This window comes from Streptomyces sp. NPDC005761 (assembly GCF_040630635.1).
In the GTDB taxonomy this organism is placed as follows: Bacteria; Actinomycetota; Actinomycetes; order Streptomycetales; family Streptomycetaceae; genus Streptomyces.
The window spans coordinates 182,475-201,225 of record NZ_JBEXXX010000011.1; the positions used below are offsets into that span (position 1 = coordinate 182,475).

At 70.3% G+C, this 18,751-nt stretch carries 19 protein-coding genes; 15 read left to right on the forward strand and 4 right to left on the reverse strand.

Annotated elements, in window-relative coordinates; genetic code table 11:
* Positions 1-175: 175 nt before the first annotated feature.
* The 5 genes from ABZ434_RS14010 to ABZ434_RS14030 are packed head-to-tail and all read left to right on the forward strand — an operon-like array spanning position 176 to position 2,995.
* Positions 176-1,309: an SRPBCC family protein gene (locus tag ABZ434_RS14010; RefSeq protein ID WP_359135238.1), complete on the forward strand. Its 1,134-nt coding sequence runs from the start codon at positions 176-178 to the stop codon at positions 1,307-1,309.
* Positions 1,306-1,647, forward strand: a complete 342-nt coding sequence (gene gvpJ, locus ABZ434_RS14015) for a gas vesicle protein GvpJ (protein ID WP_359135240.1) — start codon at positions 1,306-1,308, stop codon at positions 1,645-1,647. Before ABZ434_RS14010 ends, gvpJ begins: the two co-directional genes overlap by 4 nt.
* Positions 1,648-1,673: 26 nt before the next feature.
* Entirely contained in the window at positions 1,674-2,489 is an 816-nt protein-coding gene (locus ABZ434_RS14020) for a GvpL/GvpF family gas vesicle protein (RefSeq protein WP_359135242.1), read from the forward strand.
* 3 nt (positions 2,490-2,492) lie between these two features.
* Positions 2,493-2,720, forward strand: a complete 228-nt coding sequence (locus ABZ434_RS14025; RefSeq protein ID WP_359135244.1) for a gas vesicle protein — start codon at positions 2,493-2,495, stop codon at positions 2,718-2,720.
* Positions 2,717-2,995: a gas vesicle protein K gene (locus tag ABZ434_RS14030; protein WP_359135246.1), complete on the forward strand. Its 279-nt coding sequence runs from the start codon at positions 2,717-2,719 to the stop codon at positions 2,993-2,995. The genes ABZ434_RS14025 and ABZ434_RS14030 overlap by 4 nt, the downstream gene beginning before the upstream one ends.
* Positions 2,996-3,075: 80 nt before the next feature.
* On the opposite strand, the gene ABZ434_RS14035 is transcribed toward ABZ434_RS14030, so the two are convergent.
* Positions 3,076-3,999 (reverse strand): LLM class F420-dependent oxidoreductase, encoded by a 924-nt coding sequence (locus ABZ434_RS14035; RefSeq protein ID WP_359135248.1) that lies wholly within the window; start codon positions 3,997-3,999, stop codon positions 3,076-3,078.
* Positions 4,000-4,203: 204 nt separating this feature from the next.
* On the opposite strand from ABZ434_RS14035, the gene ABZ434_RS14040 reads away from it, so the two are divergent.
* A complete protein-coding gene (locus ABZ434_RS14040) occupies positions 4,204-5,649 on the forward strand; it encodes a glyceraldehyde-3-phosphate dehydrogenase (protein WP_359135250.1) in 1,446 nt (481 codons plus the stop codon).
* 66 nt (positions 5,650-5,715) lie between these two features.
* Here ABZ434_RS14040 and fusA read toward each other — a convergent pair whose 3' ends face one another.
* Positions 5,716-7,791, reverse strand: coding sequence for an elongation factor G (fusA, locus tag ABZ434_RS14045; protein WP_359135252.1), 2,076 nt, complete (start codon positions 7,789-7,791; stop codon positions 5,716-5,718).
* 488 nt (positions 7,792-8,279) lie between these two features.
* Between fusA and ABZ434_RS14050 the strand changes: the two genes are divergently transcribed.
* Positions 8,280-9,992 (forward strand): tetratricopeptide repeat protein, encoded by a 1,713-nt coding sequence (locus ABZ434_RS14050; protein ID WP_359135254.1) that lies wholly within the window; start codon positions 8,280-8,282, stop codon positions 9,990-9,992.
* On the opposite strand, the gene ABZ434_RS14055 is transcribed toward ABZ434_RS14050, so the two are convergent.
* Together ABZ434_RS14055 and ABZ434_RS14060 are read right to left on the reverse strand one after the other, a co-directional pair.
* A complete protein-coding gene (locus ABZ434_RS14055; protein ID WP_359135256.1) occupies positions 9,977-10,282 on the reverse strand; it encodes a hypothetical protein in 306 nt (101 codons plus the stop codon). The two genes, ABZ434_RS14050 and ABZ434_RS14055, sit on opposite strands and share 16 nt — an antisense overlap.
* Positions 10,283-10,389: 107 nt before the next feature.
* Positions 10,390-11,277: a DUF2510 domain-containing protein gene (locus tag ABZ434_RS14060; protein ID WP_359135258.1), complete on the reverse strand. Its 888-nt coding sequence runs from the start codon at positions 11,275-11,277 to the stop codon at positions 10,390-10,392.
* A gap of 500 nt (positions 11,278-11,777) precedes the next feature.
* Between ABZ434_RS14060 and ABZ434_RS14065 the strand changes: the two genes are divergently transcribed.
* From ABZ434_RS14065 to ABZ434_RS14100, 8 genes are all read left to right on the forward strand, one after another.
* Positions 11,778-13,139, forward strand: a complete 1,362-nt coding sequence (locus ABZ434_RS14065) for an ATP-binding protein (RefSeq protein WP_359135259.1) — start codon at positions 11,778-11,780, stop codon at positions 13,137-13,139.
* Positions 13,136-13,540 carry a roadblock/LC7 domain-containing protein gene (locus ABZ434_RS14070; RefSeq protein ID WP_359135261.1) on the forward strand — a complete coding sequence of 135 codons (405 nt, stop codon included), beginning with the start codon at positions 13,136-13,138 and terminating at the stop codon, positions 13,538-13,540. Before ABZ434_RS14065 ends, ABZ434_RS14070 begins: the two co-directional genes overlap by 4 nt.
* Positions 13,537-13,920: a DUF742 domain-containing protein gene (locus tag ABZ434_RS14075; RefSeq protein WP_359135263.1), complete on the forward strand. Its 384-nt coding sequence runs from the start codon at positions 13,537-13,539 to the stop codon at positions 13,918-13,920. The genes ABZ434_RS14070 and ABZ434_RS14075 overlap by 4 nt, the downstream gene beginning before the upstream one ends.
* The gene (locus tag ABZ434_RS14080) at positions 13,901-14,494 is read left to right on the forward strand and encodes an ATP/GTP-binding protein (protein ID WP_359135265.1); all 594 of its coding nucleotides are present in this window, start codon (positions 13,901-13,903) and stop codon (positions 14,492-14,494) included. The genes ABZ434_RS14075 and ABZ434_RS14080 overlap by 20 nt, the downstream gene beginning before the upstream one ends.
* Positions 14,491-15,945: a cytochrome P450 gene (locus tag ABZ434_RS14085; protein WP_359135267.1), complete on the forward strand. Its 1,455-nt coding sequence runs from the start codon at positions 14,491-14,493 to the stop codon at positions 15,943-15,945. The genes ABZ434_RS14080 and ABZ434_RS14085 overlap by 4 nt, the downstream gene beginning before the upstream one ends.
* Positions 15,942-17,051 (forward strand): cytochrome P450, encoded by a 1,110-nt coding sequence (locus ABZ434_RS14090; RefSeq protein ID WP_359135295.1) that lies wholly within the window; start codon positions 15,942-15,944, stop codon positions 17,049-17,051. Before ABZ434_RS14085 ends, ABZ434_RS14090 begins: the two co-directional genes overlap by 4 nt.
* Before the next feature lie 133 nt (positions 17,052-17,184).
* A complete protein-coding gene (locus ABZ434_RS14095; protein WP_359135269.1) occupies positions 17,185-17,562 on the forward strand; it encodes a DUF4440 domain-containing protein in 378 nt (125 codons plus the stop codon).
* A gap of 54 nt (positions 17,563-17,616) precedes the next feature.
* Entirely contained in the window at positions 17,617-18,660 is a 1,044-nt protein-coding gene (locus ABZ434_RS14100; RefSeq protein ID WP_359135271.1) for a S66 peptidase family protein, read from the forward strand.
* Positions 18,661-18,751 lie beyond the last annotated feature (91 nt).

Sequence of the window (18,751 nt, forward strand, 5' to 3'; positions counted from 1 at the left end):
GAAGAAGGCCCCGGCCAAGAAGTCCGCTCCGGCCAAGAAGAGTGCCTCGGCGAAGAAGACGGCAGCCAAGAAGACCGCCCCGGCCAAGAAGGCAGCCGCCAAGAAGACGACAGCCGGCAAGTCAGCGTCCAAGCGGACCGCATCCAAGCGCAGCAGCGGTCGGAGGTAGCGAGTCATGACCAGGACAGAAGACGCAGAGCCCGAAGCGGAAGAGGCGGAAGAGTCCGGGATGGACAAGCTCCGTGGCGAGTTGTCCAGCTTCCTCAGCACGCAGGCGGGGAAGCTCGCCGAGAAGGCGGGGGACAAGCTGACCGACGTCACCGGTCAGTTGAACGATGTGGCGGAGAACGGAGGCTCCTTGCCGGCCATCGGCTCCCGGATCCTTCAGGGTGACTCCCCGGTGAAGGCCTTCGTCTCGGAGAAGGCCAAGGGCGTCAAGGACAACGTCGTCGACAAGGCCAAGGAGGCCTTCGGCGGTGGTGGCAAGGGCAAGCGCAAGGCCAGTGGCGGAAAGGTCATGAACATCATCGAGGTACTCGATGTGGGAGTGCCTCTGCGCGACGCCTACGACTACTGGACCCAGTACGACCAGTTCAGCAGTTTCGCCAAGGGTGTGCGGGACGTCTCGATGGACGAGGAGGTGTCCAGCGACTGGAAGGTCAAGGTGGGGCCGTCCTCCCGCAGTTTCAAGGCGACTGTCCAGGAGCAGATCCCGGACGAGCGCATTGTCTGGACCTCCGAGGGTGCCAAGGGAACGACGCGCGGCGCGGTGAGTTTCCACGAGCTGGCTCCCTCCCTCACGCGCATCGTTCTGGTGATGGAGTACTACCCGTCCGGGTTCTTCGAGAAGACGGGCAACCTCTGGCGTGCGCAGGGACGCAGGGTCCGGCTCGACTTCAAGCACTTCCAGCGGTACGTCACGCTCACCGAGGAGGAGCCGGAAGGGTGGCGTGGCGAGATCCGTGACGGAGAAGTCGTGGTGACCCACGACGAAGCCATGGAGAACGAGGAAGCGGAGAACGAGGAGAACGAGGAAGGGGAGAACGAGGAAGGCGAGGAGGCGGGGGAGGACGAGTGGGACGAGGACAGTGAGGACGAGGGAGAGGAAGAGGAAGAAGGCGCCGACGGGGAGGACGCCGATGAAGAGGACGAAGAGGATGAAGGGGACGCCGAGGACGAGGACGACGAGGCCGAGGACGAATACGAGGATGAGGACGAGGACGAGGACGGCGAGGAAGAAGAGGACGAGCAGCCGCGCAGAAAGCGGGCCGCACCCGCACGCAAGCGATCGCGGCGAGGCGCGCAGTGACTGATCTCGACTACCGGCAGGATTCCTCGTATCCCGTCGCCGGGCCGCAGAACACCAACCTCGCGGACATCCTCGAACGCGTACTCGACAAGGGCATCGTGATCGCGGGGGACATCAAGATCGACCTCCTCGACATCGAACTGCTCACCATTCGCCTGCGACTCTTCGTAGCCTCCGTGGACACCGCGAAGAAGGCGGGAATCGACTGGTGGGAGACCGATCCGGCGCTCAGTTCCCACGCGGCCCGGAACGCGCTGAAGGACGAGAACCGTGAGCTGCGGGCACGGTTGGAAGCACTCGAATCCCGTTCCGAAGAGACGTCGTCGGAGTCGCGATGATCCAGGGAGAGGAGCGCCGGAAACTGATGACGGAGTGCAGCGGAGAGGCTTCGGGCACGAACGCCGTCTACGTGTACGCGGTGTGCCGCGCGGAGGGTGAGCCGTCTCTGGACGGTCTCACCGGGGTCACCGGGGACGAGCCCGTTCGCTCCCTCTCCCTCGGCTCGCTCACGGCGATCGTGCAGACCGTTCGGGCGGCCGATTTCACGGACGAGGTCTGGCAGGCGAGGCTGGCCGACGAGAGCGAACTCGAACGCTACGCGCGCGCCCACCACGAGGTCGTCTCGGCAGTCGCTGCCCGCTTTCCCACGATTCCTCTGCCGCTGGCCACGTTGTACAACAGCGAAGACAGGGCCCGACTGGCGCTGGCCGACGAGTCGCCGCGCTTCGGCACCGCGCTCAGGCGCATTGCGCACCATGCCGAATGGGGTGTGAAGGTCTACGCCCCCGTCGCGAAGAGTGCGGTGCATCGTACGGAGGCAGAGCGGCCGGAGGCGCCGGCAGACCGGGCGCGCCCGGCCCCTGGAGCGGGCCGGGCCTATCTGGAACGCAAGCGCAGCCAGCAGTGGCAGCGTGAGCAGAGGCAGGCGGACTCCCTGCGCGTCGCGGATGCCGTGGACGAGGGGGTGAGCCGTATCGCCGCGGCATCGCGCCGGCTTCGCCCGCACGGCACCGGCGCCGCCGGTGACCACCGGGTCCAGGTACTGAACGCGACCTATCTGGTCGCTGAGCATCGGGCCGCCGAACTGGCTTCGCTGGCTGCCGGCTTGCGGGAACGCACCGGTGCGGAGATCGAGGTGTCCGGCCCCTGGGTGCCCTACTCCTTCGTGGGTGAGGCGTGAGTCATGGCACATGAAACAGTTCCGTGGGACAGTCCCGGCGCCCTGAGCGGCCCGATCGGAGTACCGCTGGTCGATCTGCTGGACCGGGTCCTGGGGACCGGAGTCGTCGTGAGCGGTGACCTCGTCATCGCCATCGCCGACGTCCCGCTCGTCCGCGTGTCCTTGCACGCACTGCTGTCGTCGGTCAACGAGCGTGTTCCCGCGCCCTGGGCGGACAGTGGGCCGCTGTGACCACCTCACGCATGGATCTGGACTCCGAGCAGATGGGCCGGGACCTGGTCACCCTGGTGCTCACGGTGGTGGAGCTCCTGAGGCAGTTGATGGAGCGGCAAGCCCTGCGCCGCATCGAGGTGGGCGACCTGACCGACGATCAGACCGACGAGATCGGTACGACCCTGATGATGCTCGACCAGCGCATGCAGGAGCTCTGCGAGCAGCACGGGGTACGTCCGGAGGACCTCAACCTCGACCTCGGCCCGCTGGGTTCCCTGCTGCCCCGGAACTGACCGAAGGGACGGGCGGCACCTGAAGGGCCCGGGCGGGCGCAGAATCGCCCGGGCTCTGCGTCGCGTCCGTCCCCGCCCGCTCAGTCCGCCAGCTCCCCGAGCAGTTCCCACGTCCGCCGCCGGTCCGCCTCCCCGGCCAGGTCCGTCCCCGAGAACACCACCTCGGTCGCCCCGGCATCCCGGTAACGCCGGATCTCGGCGGCCACCGTCTTCTCGTCGCCGATCACGGACACGTCCCCGGCCCGTGTGGCACCCGAGAGCTCGACGACCCGTTGGTAGGAAGGGAACTGTTCGTAGAACGCGAGCTGCTCGGTGGCCGTCCCGCGCGCGGTGTCGGTGTCACTTGTGACCACGCCGTGCACCAGTGCCACGATCCGGGGAGCAGGGCGGCCCGCGGCGTCGGCGGCGGCGGTGACCGCCGGGACGATGTGCTCCGCCAGGGCGCGCGGCCCCGCGAGGTAGGGCAGGATGCCGTCCGCCAGCTCGCCGCTGACCTTGAGCGCCTGCGGGCCCATCGCGGCCACGAGCAGAGGGACGCCCCCCTCCGCCCCGGGCACGCGGGCGGGGAGCGGGGTGGACGCGGTGAGCAGTTCGCCGTGGAAGTCTGCGCTGCCGGCCTCGGTGAGCTGCCGCAACGCGGTGAGGAACTCGCGCAGCCGGGCGATCGGGCGCTCGTACGGGATGCCGAAGGCGGCCTCGGTCAGTGGCTTCGTGCCGAGCGCGAGCCCGAGGTGGTAGCGGCCGTGTGTGGCCGCCTGCGCGGTCTGGGCCTGGCTGGAGACGAGCAGCGGGTGGCGTCCGAAGACGGGGATCGCGGACGTGCCGACCTGCAGGTCCGGCACCTCGCGCCCGACGATCGCCGCAAGCATCGGGGAATCGGCACCGAAGGTCTGTCCGAACCAGGCGGACCGCAGCCCCGCGGCGGCGGCCTCCCGGGCGAGGCGCACGGTGGCGTCGATCTGGTTGTCGGGTCCGGTCGCGTTGAGCGCTACTCCCACAGTCATGTATGCGGAAACCAGAGCCAGTTGGCCGCGCATTCCTTTTCCCGTATGACGACTTCATGTCTGCTGTGTGAACCCGTTCGAGTCCTGCCGAGGGTTGCCCCGCGTAGCTCCGCGCCCCTCCGGGGCCGTCGAGCGGCACCGTTTGAATGATCAAAAGAGCGACGGGTTACCATATGAGCGCCGCCTAGCTCGAAAGATAAACCTGTGACTGTCAATGACGACTCGTTCACCAACTGGATGCACCGCGAGGAGATTGCGGAGTCGATGATCCCGATCATCGGGAAGCTGCACCGCGAGAGGGACGTCACCGTCCTTCTGCACAGCCGCTCCCTGGTGAACAAGTCGGTGGTGAGCATCCTCAAGACCCACCGATTCGCCCGTCAGATCGACGGCGAGGAGCTCTCGGTCACCGAGACCCTGCCGTTCCTCCAGGCCCTCACCACCCTTGATCTCGGCCCCTCCCAGATCGACATCGGCATGCTCGCCGCGACGTACAAGGCCGATGACCGGGGCCTTTCCGAGGCGGAGTTCACCGCCGGCGCCGTCGCCGGTGCCACGGGCGCCAACAAGATCGAGCGCCGCGAGTCCCGCGATGTCGTGCTGTACGGCTTCGGTCGCATCGGCCGTCTGCTGGCCCGCCTGCTCATCGAGAAGGCCGGTTCCGGAAACGGTCTGCGGCTGCGCGCCATCGTCGTACGCAAGGGTGCGGGCCAGGACATCGTGAAGCGCGCCTCGCTGCTGCGGCGCGACTCCATCCACGGCCAGTTCCAGGGCACGATCACCGTCGACGAGGCGAACAACAAGATCATCGCCAATGGCAACGAGATCCAGGTGATCTACTCCGACGACCCGACGTCGGTGGACTACACGGCGTACGGGATCGACGACGCCATCCTGATCGACAACACCGGCAGGTGGCGCGACCGCGAGGGCCTCTCGAACCACCTGCGCCCGGGCATCGACAAGGTCGTCCTGACCGCTCCGGGCAAGGGCGACGTCCTCAACGTCGTGCACGGCGTCAACCACGACATGATCAAGCCGGACGAGCAGATCATCTCCTGCGCCTCCTGCACCACCAATGCGATCGTCCCGCCGCTGAAGGCGATGGCGGACGAGTACGGCGTCCTGCGCGGGCACGTGGAGACCATCCACTCGTTCACCAACGACCAGAACCTGCTGGACAACTACCACAATTCCGACCGCCGTGGACGTTCCGCACCGCTCAACATGGTGATCACCGAGACCGGCGCCGCCTCCGCCGTCGCCAAGGCGCTCCCCGATCTCGAGGCGACGATCACGGGCAGCTCCATCCGGGTGCCGGTGCCGGACGTCTCGATCGCCATCCTCAGCCTGAAGCTCGGCCGTGAGACCACGCGCGACGAGGTCCTCGAGTACCTGCGCGATGTGTCGCTGACCTCGCCGCTCAAGCGCCAGATCGACTTCACCACCGCCCCCGACGCGGTGTCGAGCGACTTCATCGGCTCACGCCACGCGTCCATCGTCGACGCGGGGCCCACCCAGGTCGACGGCGACAACGCGATCCTCTACCTCTGGTACGACAACGAATTCGGTTACTCCTGCCAGGTCATCCGGGTCGTGCAGCACGTCTCCGGGGTGGAGTACCCGACGTACCCCGAACCGGTTCACTGATCCGCGGTACCCCGAACGGCACCGGGGCCGGCCCCACACCTCGACGGGTGGGGCCGGCCCTGTGCGCTAGCGGGACACCGATGCCGGAGCCGGGGCGTAACCCGTGGCCCGGGTCGTGAACGTGCCCCGGCCCTGCGTCCGGCTGCGCAGCCGCGTCGCGTAACCGAACAGCTCGGCCAGTGGTACGGTCGCCGTGATCACCGCCGCACCGGCCCGTGCGGTGGCTCCGGACACCCGGCCCCGCCGCGCCGCCAGATCGCCGAGCACCCCGCCCACGGCCTCGTCGGGCGCCGTCACCGTGACCTCCACCACCGGTTCCAGCAGCACCATCGCGCTGGAGCGAAGCGCCTCACGCAGTGCGAAACGGCCGGCCGTGCGGAACGCCATCTCCGAGGAATCCTTCGGATGGGTGGCGCCATCGGTCAGGGTCACCCGCACTCCGGTCACCGGATGTCCGCCGAGCGGACCCTCCAGCAGGGCGTCCCGGCAGCCGGCCTCGACCGCCCGGACGTACTCCTGGGGGACCCGGCCGCCGACGACGGCCGAACGGAACGCGAAGTCCTCCGAAGCCTCGCCGTCGGTGGCCTCCAGCGGCGCCACGTCGATGACGACATGTGCGAACTGTCCGGCCCCGCCGTCCTGTTTGACGTGCCGGTACACCAGACCGGACACGCCTCGGGCGACCGTCTCGCGGTAGGCGACCTGCGGTCGCCCGACACGGACGTCCAGCCCGTGGGCGCGCCGGATCTTCTCCGTAGCCACCTCCAGGTGCAGTTCGCCCATACCGGACAGCACCGTCTGACCCGTCTCGGAGTCCGTCCGTACCGCGAGCGACGGATCCTCCTCGACCAGTCCCACGAGTGCCGCCATCAGCCGCTCCGTGTCGGTACTCCGGCAGGCCTCGACGGCCACCGACACGACCGGATCGGCCACCGTCGGCGGTTCGAGGACCAGCGGTGCGTCCGGCGCGCACAGGGTCGCGCCGGCGCGGGCGGTCTTGGGGCCGATGACCGCGACGATGTCCCCGGCCACCGCCATGTCGACATCGACGTGCCGGTCCGCCTGGACCCGCAGGATCCGGCCAATGCGTTCGCTGCGTCGCGCACCGGCGTCCAGCACCGTCTCCCCCTTCCTCACCGTTCCCGAGTACACCCGCAGATAGGTCAGCCGGCCCGTCGCCGTCGCGTTGACCTTGAACGCGAGAGCGGCGAACGGCGCCGACGGATCGGCGGCCCGCTCCTGCACGGCGTCGCCGAGACTGCCCCGGACGGGCGGCACGTCCAGCGGGGAGGGCAGATACGCGACGACGGCCTCCAGCAGCGGCTCGACCCCACGGTTGCGGTAGGCCGAACCGCACAGCACCACGACGCCTTCGCCGGTACGGGTCAGATCGCGCAGCGCTCCGGCGAGCGTCCTCCCGGAAAGCTCCGACCGTGCGCAGAACTCCTCCAGAGCGGCCGGATGGAGCTCCGCCACCGTCTCCTCCAGCAGCCGCCGGCGGTGCTGAGCCTCCTCCCGCAGCTCCTCGGGTACCTCCCCCTCCTCGTACGTGTCGCTGCCGTCGGCCCAGACGAGCGCCCGCATGCGGAGCAGATCCACCACTCCGCGGAACCGCTCCTCCCGGCCGATGGGCAGCTGGACCACGAGCGGGACCGTGTGCAGCCGCTCCCGGATGGACGCGACCGCCGCGTCGAGGTCGGCGCCGGCGCGGTCGAGCTTGTTGACGAACGCGATACGGGGCACGGCGTGCCGGTCGGCCTGGCGCCACACGGACTCGCTCTGCGGTTCCACGCCGGCGACCGCGTCGAACACGGCGATCGCACCGTCCAGCACCCGCAGCGAACGCTCGACCTCGTCGGCGAAGTCGACGTGGCCCGGGGTGTCGATCAGGTTGATCCGATGGCCCGCCCAGGTGCAGCTCACGGCGGCGGCGAAGATGGTGATCCCGCGATCGCGTTCCTGGGAGTCGAAGTCGGTGATCGTCGTCCCGTCGTGAACCTCGCCGCGCTTGTGGGTGGTGCCGGTGGCGTAGAGGATCCGCTCGGTGACGGTGGTCTTGCCCGCGTCGACGTGGGCGAGAATGCCCAGATTGCGAACGTCGGTGAGTGCGCTGGTGAGTTGACGGTGCAGTTCGGTACGCACGGTCCGTGGCCTTTCGGGTGATCCGGAAGAAGACGGCGCGATGCCCGGTGACGAAGCGGCTGTTCATGGAGCCGTCCGACTCCCGTCGTCGGGCCACACGGCGCACAGCGGTGCGCCGTGCGGTGGACGGTTCGTCAGGGAGCGGGCGGAGCTCAGATGTTCGTCACGGGGTCCGGGGCCGGCCGCGCAGCCGGCGCCGGGCGGAGGTGGACACCAGGATCACCTCGTACCGCGACAGGGGAACGACGACAGCGGTGCGGTAGCGCACGGCAGGTCTCCCCTCGACGGTCACGGTGGACGCGCCGCGGCGAACTGCCGGGGCACGACTTCGTGGCGAGTCTAGGCAGGGGGACACTGCCGGAGGTACCGGTTTTCCCGGCCGTGGCGATGCTGTGGCGACCCCGGGACGGATCCGTGCCGCACCTCGCGCAACCATGCGGCGAGCCCAGCTGTCACTCCTACGATCGCCGAGTACCGAGGGGGAGCACATGGGGGCTGTCCGAATCGTGTTGCCGGTGCTGCGGAGGGCCGCGGGGCGGGAGGGGCGTGGAGCGGGCGCGAGACCGCTCGTGGTCGCCCTGCTCCGGTGCTCGTCGCCGCACTGGGTCCTCCTGCTGCCACAACCGCTCCCGCGCAGGCTCGCCTGGGCCGCGGAGGCAGTCGAATCGAGCCGGGCCGCGGCTGCCGGTGAGCGGCGAGGAGGCGCCGGCCTGCTGGCCCGTTCGCTCGTGCTCCACGCCCAACTGCTGCTCGACTCCGGCCGGTACGAGGAGGCACTCGCTGCGGCGGAGGGCTCCCTGGCGATCGCGGACGCTCAGGCCTCCCCGACGCAGACCGCCTACTGCCACCTGCTGCGCAGCCTCGCGCTCGTCCGGCTGGACCGGTACGACGAGGGCGTCGTGGCCGCCCGCCGCAGCGTGGCCGCATACCGGTCGGCGACGCCCCGGCGCGCGGACCTGGCACTGGGGAGCACCGAGGCGGCGCTGCGCGCGCACGCCTGGGCCCTCGGCCGGTCAGGGCGTACGGCCGAGTCCGTCGAGGTCTATCTCCAGTGCGTCGAACTGTTGCGGAAGGTGACCTTGTGGCACCAGTTCCGGCTGGAGCGGCTCCACACCCGGGTGCTCATCGAACTGACCGGAGGACTGAGGGAACTCGGCCGGTTCGGGGAGGGCGTCGAGGCGGGCAGCGACGCCAGGGAACGCGCGGCTTCCCTGGTGCCGAGGCTCTACCCGGAGGCGAGGACCATGCATGCCGGGCTGCTCGTCGACCTGGCGTGGTGCCATGGCGCAACCGGTGACCTCGTCCGGGCCCGTGCCACCGCCGAGGAGGCCGTGACACGCTGTCGAGCCCTGAGCGGGAGCGCCCCGGCCGCCGGTGCGCCGCTGCTGGCCCTCTCCCTGGACTGTCTGGCGTACTGCCTCGAACGGCTGGACGCACACGCCGAGGAGAGGGCGGTGAACGAGGAGCTCGTCCACGTCTGTGAGCGGTTGGCCGTCACGGACCCGGGCTCCCACGAGCCCGGGCTCGCCGCCGCCCTCGACTCGCTCGCACGGTCCCACTCACGTGACGGCGAGGGTCCCGAGTCCGTTGCCGCCACCGAACGGTGTGTGGAGCTCTACCGCCGTGCCCTCGGGCGCGAGCCCCTCCTGTACGAGGGAGAGCTGGCCCGGACGCTGTCCAACCTCAGCGTCCGGCGGCGCATGACGGACGATGCCACCGGCGCGGTGGCCGCTGGGGGCGAGGCGCTGGCGATCACCCGTCGCCTCGCCGGGTCCGGCGAGGAAGAGCTCCGCCCGCTGGTCGCCGACCGGCTGCGGATCCTCGGTCGGGCCCGCTGCCTGGCGGAGGACGACGAAGGGGCCGCTGCCTGTTTCGAGGAGGCCGAGACGCTCCTGAGGCAACTCATGGAGGTGGGAGACCCGGTACCGCACGAGGCAGGGCTCGCCGCCGCACAGTCTGCGCTCTCCGAGGCACTGGGCGCGGCGGCGTACGGCCACCTCGACGCCGGCCGTACCGACGAGGCGGTGGCGGCCCTGCGCCGCCTCAAGGAACTCACCGGGCGCACCGCGCTGACCGAGGTTCACGCGGCATGTGTCAGCGCCTTCGTTCGGTCGCGCGACCGGGATGCCGAAGGGACGCGTGCGGCCTGGCGGCGGATGACGGGGGAGCCCTGGCCGTCCTTCGTCTACCGGCCGGGCTGACCGAGGACGCGGACCGCGCTCCGGGCCCGGTGCACACCGCGCCGGGCCCGGGGGGTCAGCGCCCTGCACCGCCGCAGCGCGCTCCTGCCGCAGCCGCGCCACTCGGCGGGGGAGACGCCCGGGCCGTGGCCAGTGCGGGTGATCAACGCGTTCACCTGCGTCAGCGGGTCCATGGCCACGGCGGTGCGGGCCAGCAGGACCCCGATCACCAACGGGGCCAGGGTGACAGCCAGCGTGGTGCCGGTGCTGGTCATCTGCCGCATGCGGGGGCGTGGTGCGTCGGGAGCCATGCCCCTATTCCAGCAACGGCGGACCGGTGCGGGATCGGGTGGCGTACTCAGTCCGGGCGGTCCGGGTACTCATCCCGGGCCGCCCGGGCCCGGGCGCACCACGCGGCCTACGCGTTGGTGCCCGGTCCGGAGCCCGCGCCCGAGGCGGCCTTGATGCCCTTGGTGATGTCGTCCAGCACGGACAGACCGGGTGCCTTGGGGTTGATGTCGAAGCCGGAGCGCACGACGATCAGCATGTCCGCGGCCTGCGGCGAGGGGAACGCCAGGGACTCGACGTACCCGTCGTCGCCGTTCTTGGTGACGACCTTCCAGCGCACCCGGTAGCCCTGCCGGCCGGCCACCGTGACCGCCTCGGACTTCAGCTGCTCGTGCGAGGTGATGCCGCCGTAGATCTTCTCTCCGTACGATTCCTCGGCATTCGTCGCGATGTCCTTCTCGGCCGTCGCCTTCGCGGTCTTCGTGGTCAGCTTCAGCGCGGCGGCCGGTACGGAGAACACCCCGCCGCGCACGCACTTCTCCCCGCTGTCCCCGGGGCAGGCGTACGTGCCCGTGGTCACGCCGGCCCCCATGCCCGACTCGCCCGTCCAGCCGTCGGGGACCGGGATGCTGATGCCGCTCGCCATGTCCGTCGCGTAGCCGTCCTCGGTCTGGGGCTGCTGCTGCTCGGGCGTCTCGCCGCCGCCGTCGCCTCCGCTGCCGCCCGGAGCGCCGGGACGGCTGGGGGCCGGGGACGGGGAGGAGGACGGGGCCGTCGCGGAGTTCCCGGTGGTGCCGGAGTCGTCCGACAGCAGGTACACGCCGCCGCCGATGGCTGCGAGCACCACCACGGCCGCGGTGATGCCGGCGCCGATGCGTATCCGCCGGCTGCGGAGCGCGGCCGGCGGGACCCGGAGCTGATCGGTCCACTGAGTGCCGTCCCACCAGCGTTCCTGGATGGGGCCAAATCCTGTGTACCCGGGGTCTGGATGCCAGCCGGGCGGGCTCGTCTGCGTCACGGCAGCCACCGTAGCCGGGCTGCGTGAGAATCCTATGAACCGATGGGTGCCGGCCGTCCGACATGTGGGGCATGGGCAGGCTTGGGACCCTTGTTGTGATCAATATCTTCAGCATTTTGCTCTGTCATGTTGCTATCGCCGCATGGTCATGAGCATGCTTGTACATAGTCACCGGGTGTGCGCACTCATTGCTCAGCGTGTCCGGTGACCCCTGAAGCGCCGATCCACCGATCCGCCCGCCCCCGCGTGCTGCCCAGGAAGATGTCGCGATGTCCCGCCCCGAGGTGTTCCGATCGTCCCTGCCGGGGACTCGGTGAACAACCCGACGGGACTCCTCTCCCGGCCGCGAGGTGCCGAGCTTCGCGCTCGTGAACTCCTCTCCCTGGCAGTGCCTTTGACGACCCGTCGGGCGGTCGGAGGGCGCTTCCGTCGATATGCGGCCGAACTCGTCCTCGTGGACTCCCTGTTACCCCGTCCCTCTGCTCCCGTTCGAGGAACTGATGACCTCTTACCCATCGGACGTGGCCGCTTGGCTGCTGTTCGCGGCCCTCGTGGCAGTCGGGGCCCTGGCGCTCCGTTACCGCACCACCGCCGCCCGTCGAGCCGACCGCGTCGCCTCCCTCGAACAGGCCCTGCATGCACAGGACGAGGAGGCCCGGCACCTGCTCGAGCGACGACTCCCCGCCCTCCGGGACGTGCTCTCGCAGGGCAGGCCCGGCGACATCCCCGGGCCGCTGCACGTGGAACTGGCCGGGACGCCGTTCGGGCGGGCCCAGGACGGTGTGCTCGACCTCTTCCGTCAGGTCGCCGATGATTCCGAACAGGCCTCCCAAGGACTGCTGTTGGCGGTGGCGCGGAAACTCCAGGGGCTGGCGAACAACCAGCAGATGAAGATCACTGAGATGAACCAGCGCCATGACGCGCCGGAATTCCTCCAGGATCTGATGGACATCGACCACACCAACGCCCAGATCCTGCGCCGCGCCGTCGGCATGGCCGTCATCTGCAAGGCGTGGCCGGGGCGCCAGCACAACGACACCCCGCTGTACGACGTCGTACGCGGCGCCGTCGGCCGGATCCTCGACTACAAGCGGGTACAGATCGTCCGCATCGAGGACTCCCGCGCCGTGTCGGGCCGGGCGGTGGAAGCCCTCGTGGTGAGCCTCGCCGAACTCCTGGAGAACGCCACGCGTTCCTCCAGCCCGAGCACACCGGTCCAGGTGCACGTCCAGCTCACGCACAGCGGAGTGGCGGTCGTGATCGAGGACGCGGGTGTGGGACTGAACGCCGCCGAGCGTGAGAAGGCGTCCAGGCTGCTGCACGACGAGGCGCTCGGAGTCGCGGGCCTCGGCAGTCCGCCGCGGTTCGGACTCGCCGCCTGCGGTGCGCTCGCCCGCCGCTACGGCTTCAAGGTCTCGGTGGACTCCGCCTCCGCCTTCGGTGGTATGCGGGCTGTCGTCAACATCCCGAGCGCGCTGCTCACCGATGCGACCAGGGCTCCGAGGACGCCCGCCGTAACCAGTGTTCCGGCCGTGATCGCGGCGGTGGAGGCCCCCGTGCCGCCGATCGCCGCCGAGCCCTCCGGAATCATCCTGCCGGCGCCTGCCCCCGAGCGGGCCGCCCCCGCCGTCGCGGAGTCCGGGCCCGCGCCGGCGACCACCGTCGGCGGACTGCCCAAGCGGGTACGGCAGAAGGCCGCCGCCGCACTGCCCGACGCTTCGGTGACGCCCACCGCACCCCCGGTCCCCGCTGCCGCCCGCCGTACCCCGCGCGAGGCCGCCGCCCCGCTCGACGCCTTCCTGCGGGGCAGCCAGGCCGCCGCTCACCACCGACCGACCACCGAGGGGACCCCCGAGGCATGACCCAGAACCGCGACGCCTGGATGCTCAACCAGGTGATCGACCAGCCCGAGGTCTACGACGCGATCCTGGTCGCGGCGGACGGTCTGGTGATGGCCTTCTCGCCAGGGCTCGACCGCGACCAGGCCGACCGCATCGCGGCCGCCCTGTCCGGGGTGCAGGCCACCAGCAGCGCCACCGCGATGTTCTGCCGGGCTCCCGCCGACTCCTGGCGCCAGAGCCTGGTGGAGTTCGACGGCGGCTTCGTCATCACCATCCACGCCGGCGACTCGACGTACCTGTCCGTCGCCACCTCCGGGGCCGCCGACGTCGGTCAGGTCGCCTACCGCATGCACGAGGTGGTCGACCAGCTCGGCCGGGAAATGGGCAGTGCACCCCGCCAGGACGTCGGCAGCCCGACGTGACCCCGAGGCGCAGGCGCGACCTGGTGCGCTCGTACGTCCTCACCGGCGGACGGGCGCGTCCCACCCGCAACACGCATGTCCTGGACGTGATCACGATGGTGACCGGCGTCCCGGACCGCTCCGTCGCCGGACTGCTGCCCGAGCAACTGGCCGTGGTCGAACTGTGCCGCGGCGGCTATCTGTCGCTCATCGAGGTCGCGGGCCATCTCGGTCAGCCCCTCACCGTCACCCGCGTCCTGCTCGGCGATCTGCTCGACACCGGCCACATCGTCACCCGGCTCCCCGGGCCCGCGCTGCCGGCCGCGGACGCCGCGGCGGGGGAACGGGTCGCCACCGCTCACATCTTGGAGAAGTTGCTGCATGGCCTCCAGGCTCTTTGACGGAATCTACGTCCGCGACACGGTGCAGCTGACCGCGAAACTCATGGTGGTCGGACCCTTCGGCGTGGGCAAGACCACCCTGATCGGCGCCGTCAGCGAGATCGAGCCGCTGCGTACCGAGGAACTCATGACCCAGGCCGGTGCGGCGGTCGACGACATCAGCGGCGTACCCGGCAAGACCACGACCACGGTCGCCATGGACTTCGGCCGGGTCACGCTCGCCGACGACCTGGCCCTGTACCTCTTCGGGACCCCTGGCCAGCAGCGGTTCGCGCAGATCTGGCAGGACCTCGCCCGCGGTGCCTACGGCGCCCTCGTCATCGGCGACTCCCGCAGCCTCGGCCAGTCATTCGAGGCGCTCGCCATGGTCGAGAGCTACGGCCTGCCGTACATCGTCGCCCTCAACCGCTTCCCCGACACCCCGCAGTACCCGGAGGCCGAGCTTCGCGAAGCCCTGGACCTCGACCCCGATACGCCGCTGATCATGTGCGACGCCCGGGACCGTGAGTCCGCCAAGAACGCGCTGATCGAACTCGTCAGATATCTGTTCGCCCGCCACCAGGAGATGTCGTGACCTCGCTGCCCGCCGACACCGGCTCGGCCCCGCCGCCGGGCTGCCCCGCCCACCAGCCCGCAACCGAGGGGACGGCATCGGGCCTTCCCGTGCTGTACGGAGCCCGGTTCGCCGCCGACCCGCACGCCACCTACGAGCGGCTGCGGGCCGAGGGCGTCGCCCACCGGGTCGAGCTCGCCCCCGGCGTCGAGGCAGTGCTGGTCACCGGGTACGACGCGGCGCTGGAAGTACTGCGCAGCCCGTACTTCAGCAAGGACGCCCGGCGCTGGACCGCGCTGACCGAGGGCAAGGTCCCGGCCGACAACCAGGTCGTCCCCATGATGGGCTGGCGGCCCAGCCTCTGGTTCGCGGACGGAGAGCGCCACCTGCGGCTCCGTGCCTCGGTCGATGACGCGCTCGGCCGTGTCAACCCGCACCAACTGCGTACGTACGTCCAGCGCAGCGCAGCCCAGCTCATCGACCGCTTCGCAGACGAAGGCAGGGCCGATCTGGTCGCCCAGTACGCCGACCCGATCCCGGCCCTGGTCTTCGCCCAGCTCTTCGGCTGCCCGGACGGGCTCACGGCGCGGATGGCCTCGGCCTGCAGCCGGATGATGGACGCCGAGCCGGCTGTCGCACATGCCGGTGGGGGTGAACTGGCCATGTGCCTAGGTGAGTTGATCGGCATGAAGCGACAGAGTCCGGGTGCGGACCTGACCACCTGGCTGCTGGAGCACCCGTCCGCGCTCACCGACGAGGAGATGATCCACCAGCTCGTCGTGCTGATCGGCGCCGGGACGGTGCCGCAGACCGCCTGGATCTCGACCGGCACGATGATGCTGCTCGCCGACGAGCGCTTCGCCAGTGACCTGACCGGCGGCAGCCTCACGGTGGCCGACGCTCTGAACGAAGTGCTGTGGCTGCACTCGCCGTTGTCGAACTTCTCCTTCGTCTACGCGGTTCACGACCACACGCTTCGTGACCAGCGCACCGGCGCCGAGACTCATATCCCGGCGGGTGTCCCGGTCCTCATCAGCCATGCCGCGGCGAACACCGACCCGACGCTGGACGTGGACTCCGGGCAGCGCGCGGCGAACACCTCGCACCTGGCCTTCGGGGCGGGCCCGCACGCCTGCCCCGCGCGCGACACCGCCGGCGTCATCGCCGAGGTCGCCATCGAGATGCTCCTGGACCGGCTGCCCGACATGGCGCTCGCCGTCGGGTCCGGGGAACTCACCTGGCGCCCGGGCCCGTTCCACCGGGCGCTCACCGCCCTCCCGGTGACCTTCGCCCCCGCTCGTACGCCGTCCACCGAACCGTCCGCCGCCTCCGAAGGAGAATCATGGAAACCAGACGATGCCCCGTCCTCGACTCATCCGGTGCCGACCTCCACGCCGAGGCCGCCCGGCTCCGCGCCGAAGGCTCCGCGACGCTGGTGGAGCTTCCTGGTGAGGTCACGGCCTGGTCGGTGACCCGGCACGACGTCATCAGGGAACTCGCCGCCGACCGCCGGGTCTCCCGCGACCCCCGGCAGCACTGGCCCGCCCTCGAATCCGTGCCGCAGGACTGGTCGCTGAACGTCTGGGTCCGGGTGGTGAGCGCCTTCACCTCCTACGGCGCCGATCATCGCCGGCTCCGCAACCTGATCTCCACGGCGTTCACCCCGCGCCGCACCGAGGCGCTGCGGCCGCTCGTCCAGGCGCTCGTCGACCGGCTGATCGAGGAACTCGAGGAGGTCGCCCCCGGCGAGAGCGTCGACCTGCGCGCCCGGTTCGCCTATGTCATCCCCACCGAGGTCATCTGTGATCTGTTCGGGGTACCCGCCGACATGCGGTCCCGGATGAGGCGGGTCATCGACGCGGCACTGAACACCGGGGCGAGCCCCGAGCAGGCGGCGGCCGACTACGGGGACCTGTTCGGCTGCATGGCCGCTCTGATCGCGGCCAAGCGTGCAGAGCCCGGCGAGGACATGACCAGCGACCTCATCGCGGCCCGGGACGGCGAGGCCAAACTGGACGAGGACCAGCTCGTGTCCACGCTCATCCTCATGATCGGCGCCGGGTCCGAGACCGCCGTGAACCTCATCTCCCACGCCGCCATCGCCCTGGTCACCCACCCGGAGCAGCTGGCACGGGTGCGGGCCGGCGAGATCGGCTGGGACGCCGTGATCGAGGAGACCCTCCGTCGCGACGCGCCGATCATGCACATGCCCCTGCGGTACGCGGTCGAGGACATCGACCTCGGTGACGTCGTGATCAAGAAGGGTGAGGCGATCCTTCTCGCCTTCGGCGCCGCGGGCCGCGATCCCGCCGTCCACGGCGACAGCGCCTGCGAGTTCGACGCCACCCGGGAGTCCACGGACCACCTGGCCTTCGGCCACGGCGTCCACTTCTGCCTGGGCGCTCCGCTCGGCCGGATGGAGGCCGACATCGCGCTCCGGGCACTGTTCGCCGCCTTCCCGGACCTCGCCCTCGCCGTGCCCGAGAACGGGCTCGTACCGCAGGCATCGTTCATCGCCAACGGCTACCAGCAGCTTCCGGTGATCCTGCGGCCCGCCGAGGTCGCGGCAGCCCCCTGAGGCAGGACCGGCGCACGCCGTGCCCCTCCCGGACGGTTCGCGGGTGGGGGTCGGCGCGTGGGGGCCCGTCTGCCCAGGGCATGGACCGAGGCGGGTTCGTGCGTGGCCGACAGTCTTCGCCTAGGGTCCATGCATGAGTGGAAGCGACGAGGAGGAGCGGTCCGTGCGGGCCGCGGTCGAGGGCGAACTGCGGCTGCTCGATCCGGGTGTGCGCGCCTCGCCCGACGAGGTCACTGCCCTCCTCGATCCCGAGTTCACCGAGTTCGGCGCCTCCGGGCGGTCCTACGACAGGGCGTCGATCCTGGCCGTCACCTCCGCCGTCGACGAGAACGCCCCCGAGCCGATTCTCGCCACCGGGATGTCCGGCGTGCTGCTGGCCCCGGGCCTCGTCCAGCTGACGTACACCTCGGTGGGCAACGGCAGACGTGTCAGGCGCAGTTCGCTCTGGCGTCGGTCGGAATCAGGCTGGCGGATGTACTTCCATCAGGGCACGCCCGCAGGCCCGCCGTAGCCTGCGGGAGAATATCCGGCGGACAGCCCACGGGCGGCTGATTAGGCTCGCCGGATGACGGTATCCCGCTACCCTTCCAAGCCCGGCCCCGGCGACCGCGTTGCCGTGCTGTCCCCCTCGTCGGGTCTCCCCGGCGTCCTCCCACTGCCGTACGAACTGGGCCTGCGCAGGCTCCGCGAGGACTTCGGACTGGAGCCCGTGGAGTACCCGGCCACCCGGAAGATGGGCTCCACACCGCAGGAGCGTGCCGCCGACCTCCACGCGGCCTTCGCCGACCCCTCGATCAAGGCAGTCATCGCCAGCATCGGCGGGGACGACCAGATCACCGTGCTGCCGCACCTGGACCGGGACCTGCTGCGCGCCAACCCCAAGCCCTTCTTCGGCTACAGCGACAACACCAACCTCCTGGTCTTCCTCGAAAGCCTCGGCATCGTCGGTTATCACGGCGGATCGGTGATGGTCGAGCTCGGGCGCCCGGGCGCGATGCACCCGCTGACCAGCGAGTCACTGCGGGCGGCGCTGTTCACCCGCGGCGACCACGAACTGACGCCGGCGAAGGACACCGGCAGCGTCAACAGTCCCTGGGAGGACCCGCGCACCTTCGACCGTGAACCCGCCATGCTTCCCGCCGACGGCTGGACCTGGCACAACGCCGGCAGAGTGGTCGAGGGGGTGAGCTGGGGCGGCAGTCTGGAGATCCTGTCCTGGCTGCTCATGGCCGACCGCGCGATCCGTCCCGCCGCCAAGTACGAGGGCCGGGTGCTGTTCCTCGAAACCTGCGAGGAGTTGATCAGCGCCGACGAGGTGTACCGGATCCTGCGGAGCATGGGGGAGCGCGGGCTCCTGCGCCGGTTCCCCGCGCTGCTGATGGGCCGGGCCAAGAACTGGTCCTTCGAGCAGCCCCTCGACGCCGCCGACGGGGTGCAGTACCGCCGGCAGCAACGCGAGGCCGTACTGCGCGCGCTCGCCGAGTACGCCCCCGCGACCATGGCCGTCTTCGACGTCGACCTCGGCCACACCGACCCGCAGCTGGTCATCCCGTACGGCGGCCGGATACAGGTGGACGGCGTTGCCCGCCGGGTGGTGGTGACCTACTAGGGCGTGTTTCGAAAGTCCCGCCTGTCCGGCGACGCCTGGCACGCACGCTCGCCGCGTTGTCGGGATCACCCCGATACGCCCAGTATCGGGG